The following is a 15,098-nucleotide window of genomic DNA, read 5'->3' on the forward strand; positions in this document are numbered from 1 at the left end:
CCTGCGGACGGGGCGGCGCGCCCTGCCCGCCTCAATCCAGCTTGATGGCGTTGGCCTTGATCACCGCGCCCCAGCGCTGGCGGTCTTCCTCCACATAGGCATCGACATCGGCCTGGCTGCGCGGCGCCTGGATCACCAGGCCCAGCGGCTCGAAGCGGCCGCGGAAGGCCGGATCCTTCAGCACCTTGTCCACCGCCGCCCGCAGACGCTGCGCCTCGGCCCGCGGCACGGCGCCAGGCACGGCCACGCCGAACCAGGTGGCCGCGCGGAATCCCGGAAAGCCGCTTTCCGCCACGGTCGGCACATCCGGCAGCACGGCCAGCCGCTCGCTGGTCGTGACGGCCAGGGCCTTGATCTTGCGCTCCCGCACCAGCGGCAACGAGGTACTGATCACGTCGACCATGAGCTGCGTGTCGTTGCCCATCAGCGAGGTCAGCGCGGGCGCGCTGCCGTTGTACGGGATGTGCGCCACGTCCATGCCGGTGCGCGATTTCAATAGCTCGGTCGCCAACTGCAGCGGATTGCCTATCCCCACCGAGGCATAGTTCAGCTTGCCGGGCCGCGCCTTGGCATAGCCGACGAATTCGGCCAGCGTGGCGGCGGGCACCTCGTTGTTGGCCACCACCACCAGCGGCAGCTCGGCGGCAATGCCGAGCACGCGGAAATCGCGCGCCGCGTCGTAGGCGATGCGCTGGTAGAGCATGGGATTGAGCACCATGCTGGCATTGCTGGCCAGCAAGAGCGTATAGCCGTCGGGCGCGGACCGCGCCACCTGCGTGGCGGCGATCATGGTGTTGGCGCCCGGCTTGTTTTCCACCACGACGGGTTGCCCGAGGTCGCGCGACAGGCCTTCGGCCAGCATCCGCGACAACTGGTCGGCCGAGCCGCCGGGGGTATAAGGCACGACCAGCTTGACGGGCTTGTCCGGAAAGGATGCCAGCGCGGCGGGCGGGCCGGCGAGCGCGAAGATTGCCACGGCCGCGATGCGGTGCAGCCTGGAGGTCAGTCTGTATGTCATTGCTTGTCTCCCGAGCTATCCAGCTCTTGTAATCGCGGCCATGCGCCGCTATCCGCTATACCTTGCGCTGACGCCCCGCCCAGAATTCGGCGCGCAGCCTGCGCTTGGCGATCTTGCCGTTGTCGTCGCGCGGCAGCTCCGGACGCAAGCGCAGCTCACGCGGGACCTTGTAGCGCGCGATCCGCCCGGCCAGCCATTGCGTCATTTCCGCGGGTTCGGGCGACGCGCCCGCCGCGGGCTGCACCAGCGCCATCAGGCGCTCTCCGTACTCGTCGTCCGGAACACCGAACACCGCGCAATCCGCCACGCCGGGATACTGCATGAGCTGGTGCTCGACCTCGGCCGGATAAATGTTCACGCCGCCCGAGATCACCAGGTCCGATTCACGGTCGCACACGTACAGATAGCCGTCCGCGTCCAGGTAGCCCAGGTCGCCCAGACCGATAAGGCCGTCCTTCTCCACCTCGGCGCGGGCCTCCGGGTTGTTGCGATAGGTGAAATCCGCGTAGGCCGGCTGGCGCACGTGGATCCGCCCGACCTGGCCCGCCGCGCAGGGCGTTCCGTCTTCGCCGTAGATCCTTACCTGCGCGCCGCCGATGGGGCGGCCGGCGCTGCCGGGGCGGGCAAGCGCCTCATGCGAATCGATGACCGTGACCATGCCGGCCTCGCTGGAGGCGTAGGTTTCATGCACCACGGGACCCAGCCATTCGATCATGGCGCGCTTGATCTCGGGCGCGCAAGGCGCGCCGGTCGACGCGACAAAGCGCAACGACGACAGATCGTGCGCGGCGCGCGTGGCGCCATCCAGCTTCAGCATGCGCACGTACATGATGGGCACCAGGTAGACCGTATCGATGCGATGCGCTTCGATCAGGCGCAGGACTTCGACGGGATCGAACCTGTCGGTCAGGACGAAGGTTTCGCAGACCCGCAAGGCCACCTGCGCAAACACGCTGGGCGCGCTGTGGTAGATCGGCGCGGGCAGCAGCGCGCGGCATCCCGGGCGCAGGCCGTAGGCCGCTTCCACGACGGCCTCGACCTGCTCCAGATGGCGCGCCAGATGCTCCAGCGGGAATGGCGCGCGCACCACGCCCTTGGGCCGGCCCGTCGTGCCGGAGGTATAGGCCATGTGGCCGCGCGGCGCCACGCGCGGCCCGTCGTAGGGGGGCTGGCGGTCGCGCCAGGCGTCGTAGTCCTCGGCCCCGGACTGCGACGCGCCGGGACCGGCCAGCAGCACGGGCAGTCCGGCGGGCAATACGTCGCGCAGCGGCAGCCACAGATCGGCGCTGGCGATCAGCAGCCGGGCGCCGCTGTCCTCAACCAGGAACGCCACTTCCGCCGCGGTGAAGTGCCAGTTGATCGGACAGTAGTAGCAGCCCAGCCGTTTGCACGCCTGGATGATTTCAAGATAGGGCAAGCCGTTGCGCAGCAGGACGGCGATCACGTCGCCTTCCCGCAAGCCGCGAGCCGCCAGGCCGGCGGCGACCTGGTCGCCGCGCGCGGCCAGCGCCGCGCCCGACAGGCTCTGGCCGCCCGCATGGATGCCGCTGCCGGTCATGCGCCCCCCGTGCTGCGCTGCGCCTTGTCCTGCGCCGTGCGCGCTTCGATCGCCTGGCGCGCGGCGGCCCAGTCCGCATCGCTCCATTCGGCGTACTGCTTGAAGTAGGCGCCGTTGGCCAGATAATCGCCGCCATCCAGCGCAATGGTCTGGCCGTTGATCCAGTCGTAGCCCGGACTCAGCAGGAAGGCCGCCAGCTCGCCGATGTCGTGTCCGGTGCCCAGGCGCCGCATGGGGTTCTGCCGGGCCTGAGCATCGGCGCCCGTGTCCTTGGGCCGCAGCCGCGCGCTGGCCCCTTCGGTCGGAATCACGCCTGGCGCGAGGGCATTCAGGCGGATGCCGTGGCGGCCCCATTCGATGGCCAGCGATTTGGTCATGGCGTCTATGCCGGCCTTGGACATGGCCGACGGAACCACGAAGGGCGAACCGGTCCAGACCCAGGTCACCACAATGGACAGCACCGCGCCGCCGCGGCCTTCCGCGATCCAGCGCTTGCCCACGGCCTGAGTGGTATAGAAGGTGCCGCGAAACACGGTGTCGGCGATGGCATTGAAGCCGCGCGGCGACAGTTTCTCCGTGGGGCTGATGAAGTTGCCCGCGGCATTGTTGATCAAGCCCGTCAATGCCCCATGCTCTGTCCAGATGGCCTGGACCGCGGCGTCCACGGCCTCGGCGTCGCGGATATCCACCGCCTGCACCTGGACCTCGGCGCCGTGGCGTTCGCGCAAGCCGGCGGCGGCCTCCTCCAGCACGGCCGCGCGGCGCCCCCACAGATGCAGCGACGCGCCCAGGGACGCCAGCCGTTCCGCCATGGCGTGACCCAGGCCGGTGCCGCCGCCGGTGACTAGGATGCGTTGGCCGCGGAACAGGTCGGCGCGGAACATGGTTTGAGGGGGGCTTCCGGTGGGCGGGGTCTGCGGCATGGCCTGGTCTCCTGTTGGTTGAAGACCAGAATATCAACCCGCGCCATGCCGCGACAATCCCGCACTTTGCGTAAACTATGTTTCCTCACAGTCAACAATAAGACTGCGCATGCCCGCCCTGCCCGCGCTGGACCTCAACCTGATACAACTGTTCGTCACCATCGTCGACGCCGGCACCTTGAGCGAGGCCGCGGTGCGCCACGGCGTCACGCGCTCGCACGTGAGCCGCAACCTGCAGAAACTCGAACGCGCCTTCGGCGCCCAGCTCATCCGGCGCAGCACGCGCCGGCTGGAACTGACGCAACAGGGCTCGGTGCTATATGAACACGGCACGCGCATGGCGCGCGAAGTCGAGTCCGCCCGCCACGCCCTGCAGAAGCTCGGCTCCGAGCCCACGGGCCACGTCCGGCTGAGCATTCCCACCGGGCTGGGAGAGCTGGACCCCTTGCGACCGCTGCTGGTGAGCTTCGCCCTGCGGCATCCCTCTCTGACCTTGCGCGTGCTGTTTTCCAACCGGGTAAGCGACCTGATCTCGTCGGAAATAGATGTGGCGCTGCGGGTAATGAGCACGCCGCCGCAGGACTATGTGGCGCGCGCGCTCGGCGAGGTGAAATGGGTGCTTTGCGCGGCGCCCGCCTATCTGGCGCAGTTCGGCCCGCCGGCCCATCCGCGCGACCTTGCCCGCCTGCATTTCCTGGGCCCGCCAGACCCCAGGCCCCAGGTCACGCTGCGCCTGCGCCGCAAAGACCAGTTGCACGAGGCCAAGCTCGCGCCGCGGCTGCAATCGGAGTATTTCCCGTTTCTGGCGCAGGCCACCCGCGCCGGCGCGGGCGTGGCGCTGCTGCCGGCCTATGTGGTGCATGAAGACATCGCGGCCGGACGGCTGACGCCGGTGCTGCCCGCCTATCAGGCCCTGGGACCGGGCGACAAGCTCTTCATCCTGACCACGCCCAACCCCTATCCATCGACCGCCCAGCGCGCGGTGGTCGATTTCCTGCGCACTGAAGTGACCGCGCTGCTGGGCGACTTTCTTGCGTAGGAATCCTCGCGCGGCCGCAACACCGGCGTAGGACTTTCTTGATAAAAGAGGCTTGCGAGTCGCGCGTGCCTCGGCCAGAGTATCGGGTGAGGCAGAAGGCCGCCCGCCACATCACCGGACGGGAACTTTGACGGCCCATCCAAGTCTTATATAAGATATAAGACATACGGCCGCGCAGGCGCCAGTCTCACATAGAATGACAAATGCGCAAAAACGCCAGAAAATGCCGGCTTCAGCCGGGCAAAAACCACGGAGTCCATCATGCCGCACAACACCCTAGACACCCTCAAGAATTTCAAGATCGGCAATAAATCCTGTCAGTACTATTCGCTGCCGGCGCTGGGCAAGTCCCTCGGCATCGACGTGCAGCGGCTCCCGGTCTCGATCCGGATCGTCCTGGAATCGGTGTTGCGCAACTGCGATGGCAAGAAAGTCACCGAAGAACACATCAGGCAGCTCGCCAACTGGCAGGCCAACGCCCGCCGCGAAGACGAGATCCCCTTCGTCGTGGCCCGGGTGGTGCTGCAGGACTTCACCGGCGTGCCGCTGCTGGCCGACATCGCCGCCATGCGCTCGGTGGCCGACAAGATGGGCAAGAGCCCCAAGAGCATCGAGCCCCTGGTTCCGGTGGACCTGGTGGTGGACCACTCGGTCATGATCGACTACTTCGGCACCAAGAATGCGCTGGACCTGAACATGAAGCTGGAATTCAAGCGCAACCAGGAGCGCTACCAGTTCATGAAGTGGGGCATGCAGGCGTTCGACACCTTCGGCGTCGTGCCCCCGGGCTTCGGCATCGTCCACCAGGTGAACCTGGAATACCTGGCGCGCGGCGTGCACCTGGACAAGAAGAACAACGTCTACTACCCCGACTCGCTGGTGGGCACCGACAGCCACACCACCATGATCAACGGCATCGGCGTGGTGGGCTGGGGCGTGGGCGGCATCGAGGCGGAAGCCGGCATGCTGGGCCAGCCCGTCTACTTCCTGACCCCCGACGTGGTCGGCGTGGAGCTCAAGGGCAAGCTGCGCGGCGGCGTCACCGCCACCGACCTGGTGCTGACCATCACCGAAATGCTGCGCCGTGAAAAAGTGGTGGGCAAGTTCGTCGAGTTCTGTGGCGAAGGCACGGCCAGCCTGTCCGTGGCCGAACGCGCCACCATCGGCAACATGGCGCCCGAGTACGGCGCCACCATGGGTTTCTTCCCCGTCGACGAGCGCACCATCGACTACTTCCGCGGCACCGGCCGCACCGAAGACGAAATCGCCGCGTTCGAGGCCTATTTCAAGGCCCAGAAGATGTTCGGCGTGCCCGCCGCCGGGGACATCAACTTCACCAAGCTGCTGACGCTGGACCTGTCCACCGTCGCGCCGTCGCTGGCCGGCCCCAAGCGTCCGCAGGACCGCATCGAGATCGGCAACGTCAAGAACACCTTCATCGACCTGTACTCCAAGCCCGTCTCCGAGAACGGCTTCAACCAGCCCGCCGAAAAGCTGGGCCGCGCCTTCACCACCAGCGCCGGCACCCAGGTCAAGAACGGCGACATCCTGATCGCGGCCATCACGTCCTGCACCAACACGTCCAACCCCAGCGTGCTGCTGGCGGCCGGCCTGCTGGCCAAGAAGGCCGTGGAAGCGGGCCTGACTGTGCCCAAGCACATCAAGACCTCGCTGGCCCCCGGATCCCGCGTGGTCACCGAATACCTGACCAAGACGGGCCTCCTGCCCTACCTGGAAAAGCTCGGCTTCGACGTCGCCGCCTACGGCTGCACGACCTGCATCGGCAACGCCGGCGACCTGACCCCGGACCTGAACGAAGCCATCATCGGCAACGACCTGATCTGCTCGGCCGTGCTGTCGGGCAACCGCAACTTCGAGGCCCGCATCCACCCGAACATCAAGGCCAACTTCCTGGCCTCGCCGCCGCTGGTCGTGGCCTACGCCCTGGCCGGCACCGTCATGCGCGACCTGATGACCGAACCCGTGGGCCGCGGCAAGAAGGGCGACGTGTGGCTGGGCGACATCTGGCCGACCACCGAGGAAGTCGAAGCCCTGCTGAAGTACGCGCTGGACCCGAAGGCGTTCGAGGCCAACTACGGCCAGGTCAAGACCAACCCGGGCAAGCTCTGGGAGAACATCAAGGGCGTCAAGGGCGACACTTACAACTGGCCCGACTCCACCTACATCGCCGAACCGCCCTTCTTCGAGGGCTTCGGCATGACGCCGGGCGCGATCCCGACCGTCAAGGGCGCCCGCGCGCTGGGCGTGTTCGGCGATTCGGTCACCACCGACCACATCTCGCCGGCCGGCTCCATCAAGGAAACCTCGCCCGCGGGCAAGTGGCTGAAAGAGAACGGCGTCATGAAGGCCGACTTCAACAGCTACGGCTCGCGCCGCGGCAACCACGAAATCATGATGCGCGGCACCTTCGCCAACGTGCGCATCAAGAACCTCATGATCCCGGCGCTGCCCGACGGCAGCCGCTTCGAAGGCGGCGACACCCTGTTCCAGCCCACCGGCGAACAGATGTCCATCTATGACGCGGCCATGCAGTACGTCGCGGCCGATACGCCCACCGTGGTGTTCGGCGGCGAAGAATACGGCACCGGCTCGTCGCGCGACTGGGCGGCCAAGGGCACCCAGTTGCTGGGCGTGAAGGCCGTGATCACCCGCAGCTTCGAACGCATCCACCGCAGCAACCTGGTGGGCATGGGCGTGCTGCCGCTGCAGTTCAAGGGCGCCGACAGCGTGCAGTCGCTGGGCATCACCGGCGAAGAAACGTACGACATCTCGGGCCTGGAAAACGGCATCAAGCCGATGCAGGACGTCACCCTGACGATCACCCGCAAGGACGGTTCCAAGCAGGACGTGACGGTGCTGCTACGCATCGACACCCCGATCGAAGTCGACTACTACCAGCACGGCGGCATCCTGCCCTTCGTGCTGCGCCAACTGCTCGCGGCCTGATCGCAGTTCAGGAAGGCCAGGGCCTGAGTCCGGTACCGTACCGGGCTCAGGCCTCTTATCTTATTGAGCCGCTCCCTGGGTCAGCTTCGTGCCGCGGAAGGTGTAGTCACAGCGTCAAAAATTGAAAATGATTATCAAAATCATTATAATTGCAACCTTCCTGCGTTTGCGTTGTCCTCCATGTCCGCCAGGCTGAAAAAAGATTGGCTTGCCCATTACCGCGATCTGTTCGGCATTTTGCGGCGCAAAGACCTGGGACGGGAAGACAGCGAGGATGCCCTGCACGATACCGTACAGGGCATGCTGGAAAACGGCGTCGGCGCCATCCAGGACCCGCGCGCCTATCTGGCGCGAGGAATATCCAACCGCCTGATCAGCCGGCATCGCCATGCCAGGGCGCTGGAAATGCTGCCGCTCGACGAACTGGGAGAAGCCTCGCATTCGGTCGCGCCGGGCGCGGAGACCCACGTACGATGCCGGCAACTGGCCGATGCCCTGGCATCCGCACTGGAAGAACTGCCGCTCAAATGCCGGCAGATTTATGTCCGGCATCGGCTCGAAGGCCAGACTCACAGCGAAATCGCGCAGGAAATGGGCCTGTCCCGCAGCATGGTGGAAAAGTACATGACCCGCGCCCTGCGCCACCTCGAAGAGCGCCTGGACATCCATGCGCCCTATTGACGATCCCGGCCACCGCGCGGGGCGGACCCCCGACGCGCTAGAGCATCCTCGCGACGCCGCCCAATGGTTTGCCCGGATGCACTCCGGCGAGGTGACCGAAGAAGAGCGGCGGGCGTTCGCCGCCTGGCGCGCCGCCGACCCGGAGCACGATCGGCGCTACGACAAACTGGCCCGGCTGTGGGACGCCGCCTCGTCCGTTCCCGAATCGCGCCTGCGCGCCATGGCGGAGGATCCTGCCGCGCCGCCGAAGTCGCTGTCTTCGCGCCGGCGCTTCGGGCTGGGACTGGCGGCGGTTTGTACGCTGGCCGTGACGGCGGGCGCGCTTCGCCAGGCCGGCTGGCTGGAAGCATCGCCGCAATATGCCGCCGAACTGGAAACGCGCAAGGGCGAGCGCCGCCGCGTTCCGTTGCCGGACGGCTCGACGCTCGACCTGAATTCCGATACCCGTGTGACCTTGCGCTTGTGCGACGACCAGCGTTTGCTCGTTCTGCATTGCGGCGAGGTATTCCTGGACGTGGCGCCCGACGCGAGCCGCCCCTTCGTGGTGGATGCGGGCGTGGGGCAGGCCGCCGCCACAGGCACGCGCTTCGACGTGTGGCGCGACGCCGACGCAATGCGGGTCACGGTCGAGTCCGGATCCGTGCAGGTGGCGTCCGGCCGCTGGTGGCGCCGCAGCGTCCGGGAGCTTGCCGCGAATCAGCAGATCGTCGCCCGCGCCGGGCAGGCGCCGGAGCGTATCCAGCGCGTCAATGCCGCCGAGGTGGCCGCCTGGCAGCGCGGCAAGGTGGTGTTCAACAACGTGCCATTGGCCAGCGTCGTGCACGAAATGAACCGCTATCTGGCCTACCCCGCCCGGCTGGCCGGGACGGAAACGGGAAAGTACCGCGTGTCCGGGGTTTTCAGCGTGGACGACCCCGACGCCATGATCGACGCCTTGCCTTCCATTGCGCCCGTGCACGTGCGGCGGCTGCCGGACGGCGGCGTGGTGATTGCGGCGGCGGCCGAAAATCTGTGACAAAAAGTAAAAGTTCCTTATAGGAATGATTTTTATTCTGGTGCCAGAGGGGGTTATGCGTCTGTAAGGGTGTAGGAGCACGCGTCCGCGTGCGCCGGCTTTTCACAGGAAAACCCCGAACCATGAGCCACACCCTTGTTCGCCGGCCGCAACGCCGGCCCATATCGGCCGGCGGCATGACCGCCCTGGCCCTGTCCCTCGCGCTGGCGTTCAGCCTGGCGCCTCAGCAGGTCAGGGCGCAGGATGCAGCCGTCAACGTCAGCATCGCCGCCCAGCCGCTGGGCGACGCATTGCTGAAACTGGGCCAGCAGACGTCGCTGCAAGTCTTCTTTTCGCCCGATCTGGTGGCAGGGCTGGCCGCCCGCCCCGTGTCCGGCCGGCTCGCCCCCGAGGAAGCGCTGCGGCAATTGCTGACCGGAACGGACATCCAGTACACGCGCAGCGGCAATAACGTCAGATTGTCCCGCCCGGTGGCGGAAGCGACGACGCTCGAGCCGGTGACCGTGAGCGCGGGCATTCTCGGCACGCTGGCCGAGCCCTACGCGGGCGGGCAGGTCGCCACCGGGGGCAGCCTGGGCCTGCTGGGGTCGACCGACGTGATGGACACGCCGTTCTCCACCGTCAACTACACGTCCGACCTGCTGTACAACGAACAGGCGCGCACCCTGGCCGACGTGGTGGTAAACGACGCTTCCGTGCGCATGACCACGTCGACGGGTGGATTCAGCGATGACTTCCAGATCCGAGGCTTCGCGGTCAACAGCGGCGACGTGAGCGTGAACGGCTTGTACGGCCTGGTGTCGTCCAGCCGCGTGCCGGTGCAGATCATGGAGCGCGTGGAAGTGCTCAAAGGCCCCGGCACGCTGATGCGCGGCATTCCGCCGGAAGGCAGCGTGGGCGGCGCGATCAACATCGTGACCAAGCGCGCCGAGGACGAACCGCTGACCCGCGTGACCGCCAGCTACATGAGCGAATCCAACTTCACGGGGCAGATAGACATGGGCCGCCGCTTCGGCGAAAACAACGCCTGGGGGGTGCGCTTCAACGGCGCCAAGCGCGGCGGCGAGGCAACCGTGAGCGGCGGCGACCAGCAACTCGACATGGGCGCGCTGGGGCTGGATTACCGCGGCGAGCGCCTGCGCTGGTCGCTGGACGCGATTTACCAGGAATACGATACCGACAGCTTCCGCGGCCAGATGGGTTTCCTGGACGCCGACATTCCCAAGGCGCCCAAGGGCGATACCAACCTGTTCCCCGGCGCCAAGCTGACGCAGCGCGACCAGACCATCATGTCGCGCCTGGAGTACGACTTCACCGACCACATTACGGCCCACATCGGCGCGGGCTACCGGGATGGCAAGAACCGCCAGCTACTGCCGTGGACGGCCGGCGCGGACGCCAACGGCGATTTCACCATCTATAACTATTACTACGACTCTTACTCCAAGACCTTCAGTGGCGACACCGGCCTGACCGCGACGTTCCAGACCGGCCCCGTCGGCCACCGCGTGGCGTTCGGCGTCACCCGCATGGCGCAGGAAAACGGCAACTCCTTCACCACCGGCGGCATGGGCAATTCGAATATCTACGACCCCGCCCCGCTGCCGGCGCTGCCGGCCGAGCGGCTCAGGCCGGCCAAGACGGACGACACGACGCTGACCAGCTACGCGCTGGCCGACACGCTGTCTTTCATGCAGGACCGCGTGTTGTTGACGCTGGGCGCGCGCCACCAGACCGTAAACGTGGATAGCGTGTCCAGCGAGGATTATCGTTCCAGCGCCGTGTCGCCGGTGGTGGGCCTGGTGGTCAAGCCGCTGCGCAACGTGTCCGTGTACGCGAACTTCACCAAGGGCCTGACGAGCGGCGGCACCGTGCCGCTGGGCTATGGCTACGGGAACGAAGGCGACACGTTGAAGCCCTACAAATCCAAGTCGGCGGAGGCCGGCGTCAAGGTCGACTGGGGCAGCATCACCACTACCGCGGCGCTATTCCAGATCGAGCGGCCGTCCGCCTACGCCAATGACGACAACCTCTACGGCTATTTCGGCGAACAGCGCAACCGCGGCCTGGAGCTGAACGCCTTTGGCGAAATCGTCCCGAGCCTGCGCGTGCTGGCCAGCGCCACCTTCATCAACAGCGAACTCACCAAGACGCAGGACGGCGTGAACCAGGGCAATCGCGCGCAGGGCGTGCCCAGCCGCGCGTTCAGCCTGGGCCTGGACTGGGACGTGCCCGGCGTGCAGGGCCTGGCCGTCAATGGCCGCGCCATTTACACTTCGGCCGTTTACCTGGACAACGCTCACGAGAAGCGCCTGCCGGGCGTCACCCGCTTTGACCTCGGCGCGCGCTATCGCACCGAGATCGCCGGCAAGGAAGTCGTATTGCGCGCCAACGTCGAGAACGTGGCCGACAAGCGCTATTGGCTGGCGGCGGGCCAGAACGGGTCCAACGGCTACGCTTCGTACGCGGCCGGCCGGACCTACATGCTGTCCGCCTCGGTGAACTTCTGATCGCGGCGGCCCGGCCTTCCGGCCGGGTCTCGTCCGCGGGACGCCGTGCGCGGCAAGGGCCGCGTCCCCGCCGCTCAGTCCTCGAACGCGTACGCGTCCATCGCCAGCGCGCCGTACGAGATCTCGTCGGTCAGCCGGGTGGCCGACGGGCCGCCCGCTCCCAGGGCCACGTAGAGGGGCATCAGGTGCTCGTCGTGCGGGTGCGCTCGCGCCGCGCCCGGGGCCTGCGCCTGCCAGTCCAGCAGCGCGGGCAGGTCGCGCTCCGCCAGCTTGCTCGCGTACCAGCCCTGGAAGGCGGGCACGTAGGGCACGGCCGGCGCGTTCTGCGGCATGCGGACATCGCGCAGGTTGTGCGTCAGCGAGCCCGACCCGATGATCAGCACGTCCTCGTCCCGCAGGGGCGCGAGCGCGCGGCCCAGCGCCAACTGCCCGGCCGCGTCGCGCCCCAGATCCAGCGACAATTGCACCACCGGCACGTCGGCCTCGGGATACAGGTAGCGCAGCGGCACCCAGGCGCCATGGTCCAGCGGACGGCGGGAATCCTGTTCGGCCGCGATGCCCGCCCCGGACAGCAGCGCCTGCACGCGCGACGCCAGGGCCGGCGAGCCGGGAGCGCCGTACTGCAAGGTATAGAGTTCCGGCGGGAAACCGCCGAAATCGTGCCAGGCCACCTGGCGGTCGCGAGTGGACAGCGCCAGCCCCTCGCCCATCCAGTGCGGCGAAACCACCAGCACGCCCTTGGGCTTGCGGCCTTGCGCGGCGCTCCAGTCCGCCAGCGCGGGGCCGGTCAGGCCGGGCTCGACGGCCAGCATCGGGGATCCATGGGAAACGAAAAGCGTGGGCCAGCGCATGGCGGGGCCTCCTGGTATTGAGTCGATGAAATCATTCTCCACTGTTTCCATTCAGCAATAAACCCCGTGCAAAGGGATAGTATGTTGCCGTTTTGGCACCAATCTCGCCGACCGCCCCGCAGGCGCCCCGGCCGGCTGCCCGCCGTGCCGCCCTGTCGCGCGGGCGTTAAACTATCGCGTTGCACACTTTCTGGACGTTCTCCGAAGTTATGGCCCGATCCCGCAGCCAATCCGCTCCCCGCATGACCCGTGACGCCACCCGGCTGGTCGCGCTGGCCCAGGCGCTCAACCGCTCGGGCAGCCGCCTGGAAGACGTCTTCTGGGAGACCCAGCTTGGCGAAGCGATCCCGAAGCTGCTCAAGGCAGGGCAGGACGCCCCCCTGGAAGCGGCCCTGGACCACCTCGCGCAAAGCGACGTGGGCGCTTACGAAGTGCTGATCGAACAGGCGGAAACCCTGTCCGAGTCGATGAAAATCGAAAAGAACGGCGTCCGCTACGACATCCTGCTGATCGTAGCGCCCATCGTCGCCTGGACCCGCTACGCCATCCCCACCGGCCCGATCTCCGCCAGCGCGCAGCAGGCCCTGATGGCGCAGTTGCACGGGCACGTCCTGTCCAGCAAGGCCCGCAGCGCGCTGATGCCCGTGCTGGTCAGCGTCGACCAGATGCCCCGCACCTTCTCGGAAACCTGGCAATGGCTGCAGCGCCTGGGGTCGCAGGCGCTGGGCGCCGAGACCACCAAGCCCGCGCTGAACACCGAGGCCGAGACGGCCAACATGCTGGCCGACACGCGCTACATCGTGGCCGCCGTGGCCGTGCCCGAAAACGAGCCGATCTTCCGCTGGCAGGAACAACTGGGCGAAGCCGAGGCCAGCCGCGACGCCAGCCAGGAACAATGGGCGGCCCAGGCCCAGCCCACGCTGGCCGCCCTGCTGCCCGGCTGCGGCTTCGAAGCCCTGCTGCCGGATGCCTATTACGTGAGCAACCGCGAGGCGGACCGGCGGGTGCGCCCCCTGTCGCTGCGCGCGGCGGTAAGCTGGCTCGAAGGCGCGGTCAGCCTCGAGGCCTCGCAACTGCGCGCGGTGGTGGCCGGCTGCGGCGAAAGCCGGATCGACGAATACCGCATCGGCTTCACGGCGCGCAGCAGCAACGACGTCTACTACGGCTGCGTGTGGCCGCTGTACGGCCGCGAGGAGGACCTGCCCGCGGACGAAGGCCAGCCCGACGTCATCGACGAAATCGCGGCCCTGCTCAAGGAATACGGCGTCACCGAAGTGCGCCGCATCCCCGGCGTGCTGCCGCCCGAGTATTGCGAGGATTGCGGCGCGCCCTACTTCCCGAACCCGCTGGGCGAACTGGTGCACGCCGAACTTCCCGAGGACGCGGAAGCCTCTCCGGCCAAGTTCCACTAGGCTCCCATGCAAGCGGACATCTTCTGCCGGGTCGTCGACAACTACGGCGACATCGGCGTCTGCTGGCGGCTGGCTCGCCGCCTGGCGCACGGCCGCGGCTGGGATGTCCGCTTGTGGGTCGACGACCTGGCCAGCTTCGCCCGCATCCAGCCGGGCATCGTCCCCGGCGCGGCGCGCCAGCGGCTGGCCGGCATCGACGTCGTGCACTGGACCGGCAGCCCGGATCCGGCGCTGACGGCCCGCGACGTGGTGATCGAGGCGTTCGCCTGCGATCCCCCCGAGGCGTTCCTGGACAGCATGCGCCGCGCGCACCCCGCCTGGATCAACCTGGAATACCTGAGCGCCGAATCCTGGGTGGAAAGCTGCCACGGCCTGCCCTCGCAGCGGCCGGACGGGCTGGTCAAGCATTTCTTCTTTCCCGGCTTCACCGCCGCCACCGGCGGCCTGCTGCGCGAACCCGGCCTGTCGGCCGAACGGGACGCGCTGCAGGCGTCGGCGGACGCGCAAGCCGCCTTCCTGCGCACGCTGGGCGTCGGACCGGACCTGCTGTTGCGCCGCCGCGACGGCGCTCGCACCGTGTCCCTGTTTTGCTACCCCACCGCTCCGGTAAAGGAGCTGGTCTGCGCCCTGTCGGCCGATCCGCGCCCCAGCGTGCTGCTGGCGCCCGAGGGCGTCGCGCCCGGGCTGGAAGCCGCCTGCGCCGCGCCTGGCGCGCCCCTGCTGGCCCGGCTGCCCTTCGTGGCGCAGCCGGACTTCGACAGACTGCTCTGGTGCTGCGACCTGAACTTCGTGCGGGGCGAGGACTCCTTCGTCCGGGCCGCATGGGCGGCGCGCCCGCTGGTCTGGCAGATCTACCCCCAGGACGGGAACGTCCACCTGGAAAAGCTGGAAGCCTGGCTGGCCCGCTATCCTGCCCCGGAAGCCGCCCAGGCCCTCATCCGGGCATGGAACCAGCCCGAGACCGGCCTGGCGGCCGGCGCGGTAGCCGCCGCCCTGGCGCCCGGCGCCTGGGACGCCTGGGCCGAGGCCGCCCGGAAATGGGATGCCAGCCAGGCGGCAAGGCCCGACCTGGCTGAAAATCTGGCCGATTTTTGCGCAGAGTTGGCCAAGAAACGTTAGAATAG

Annotated in this window: 11 protein-coding genes; 7 read left to right on the forward strand and 4 right to left on the reverse strand. The window is 67.6% G+C overall.

Annotated elements, in window-relative coordinates:
• Positions 1–31: 31 nt before the first annotated feature.
• The 3 genes from WHX56_RS24995 to WHX56_RS25005 are packed head-to-tail and all read right to left on the reverse strand — an operon-like array spanning position 32 to position 3,460.
• On the reverse strand, positions 32–1,018 hold the full coding sequence (locus WHX56_RS24995) for a tripartite tricarboxylate transporter substrate binding protein (protein WP_338879284.1): 987 nt from the start codon (positions 1,016–1,018) through the stop codon (positions 32–34).
• A 55-nt stretch (positions 1,019–1,073) separates the two neighbouring features.
• On the reverse strand, positions 1,074–2,576 hold the full coding sequence (locus WHX56_RS25000) for an AMP-binding protein (RefSeq protein WP_338879285.1): 1,503 nt from the start codon (positions 2,574–2,576) through the stop codon (positions 1,074–1,076).
• Entirely contained in the window at positions 2,573–3,460 is an 888-nt protein-coding gene (locus WHX56_RS25005) for an SDR family oxidoreductase (protein WP_287754263.1), read from the reverse strand. Before WHX56_RS25005 ends, WHX56_RS25000 begins: the two co-directional genes overlap by 4 nt.
• 148 nt (positions 3,461–3,608) lie before the next feature.
• Between WHX56_RS25005 and WHX56_RS25010 the strand changes: the two genes are divergently transcribed.
• The 5 genes from WHX56_RS25010 to WHX56_RS25030 all read left to right on the forward strand — a co-directional run bounded on the left by WHX56_RS25010 (position 3,609) and on the right by WHX56_RS25030 (position 11,711).
• Positions 3,609–4,538: a LysR family transcriptional regulator gene (locus tag WHX56_RS25010; protein WP_338879286.1), complete on the forward strand. Its 930-nt coding sequence runs from the start codon at positions 3,609–3,611 to the stop codon at positions 4,536–4,538.
• 261 nt (positions 4,539–4,799) lie between these two features.
• Positions 4,800–7,505 carry an aconitate hydratase AcnA gene (gene acnA, locus WHX56_RS25015; RefSeq protein WP_338879287.1) on the forward strand — a complete coding sequence of 902 codons (2,706 nt, stop codon included), beginning with the start codon at positions 4,800–4,802 and terminating at the stop codon, positions 7,503–7,505.
• A 63-nt stretch (positions 7,506–7,568) separates the two neighbouring features.
• Positions 7,569–8,186 carry a sigma-70 family RNA polymerase sigma factor gene (locus WHX56_RS25020; RefSeq protein WP_338879288.1) on the forward strand — a complete coding sequence of 206 codons (618 nt, stop codon included), beginning with the start codon at positions 7,569–7,571 and terminating at the stop codon, positions 8,184–8,186.
• Positions 8,173–9,201, forward strand: coding sequence for a FecR family protein (locus WHX56_RS25025; protein ID WP_287754255.1), 1,029 nt, complete (start codon positions 8,173–8,175; stop codon positions 9,199–9,201). The genes WHX56_RS25020 and WHX56_RS25025 overlap by 14 nt, the downstream gene beginning before the upstream one ends.
• A 122-nt stretch (positions 9,202–9,323) precedes the next feature.
• Positions 9,324–11,711 (forward strand): TonB-dependent receptor, encoded by a 2,388-nt coding sequence (locus WHX56_RS25030; protein WP_287754253.1) that lies wholly within the window; start codon positions 9,324–9,326, stop codon positions 11,709–11,711.
• A 74-nt stretch (positions 11,712–11,785) separates the two neighbouring features.
• Here WHX56_RS25030 and WHX56_RS25035 read toward each other — a convergent pair whose 3' ends face one another.
• On the reverse strand, positions 11,786–12,562 hold the full coding sequence (locus WHX56_RS25035; protein WP_338879289.1) for a class III extradiol ring-cleavage dioxygenase: 777 nt from the start codon (positions 12,560–12,562) through the stop codon (positions 11,786–11,788).
• Between the two features lie 209 nt (positions 12,563–12,771).
• Between WHX56_RS25035 and WHX56_RS25040 the strand changes: the two genes are divergently transcribed.
• Together WHX56_RS25040 and earP are read left to right on the forward strand one after the other, a co-directional pair.
• On the forward strand, positions 12,772–13,974 hold the full coding sequence (locus tag WHX56_RS25040) for a DUF2863 family protein (RefSeq protein WP_129239834.1): 1,203 nt from the start codon (positions 12,772–12,774) through the stop codon (positions 13,972–13,974).
• Positions 13,975–13,980: 6 nt separating this feature from the next.
• Positions 13,981–15,093 (forward strand): elongation factor P maturation arginine rhamnosyltransferase EarP, encoded by a 1,113-nt coding sequence (gene earP / locus WHX56_RS25045; RefSeq protein WP_338879290.1) that lies wholly within the window; start codon positions 13,981–13,983, stop codon positions 15,091–15,093.
• The last annotated feature ends 5 nt before the right edge of the window (positions 15,094–15,098 follow it).

The organism is Achromobacter veterisilvae (assembly GCF_037619525.1).
GTDB lineage: Bacteria > Pseudomonadota > Gammaproteobacteria > Burkholderiales > Burkholderiaceae_B > Achromobacter > Achromobacter veterisilvae.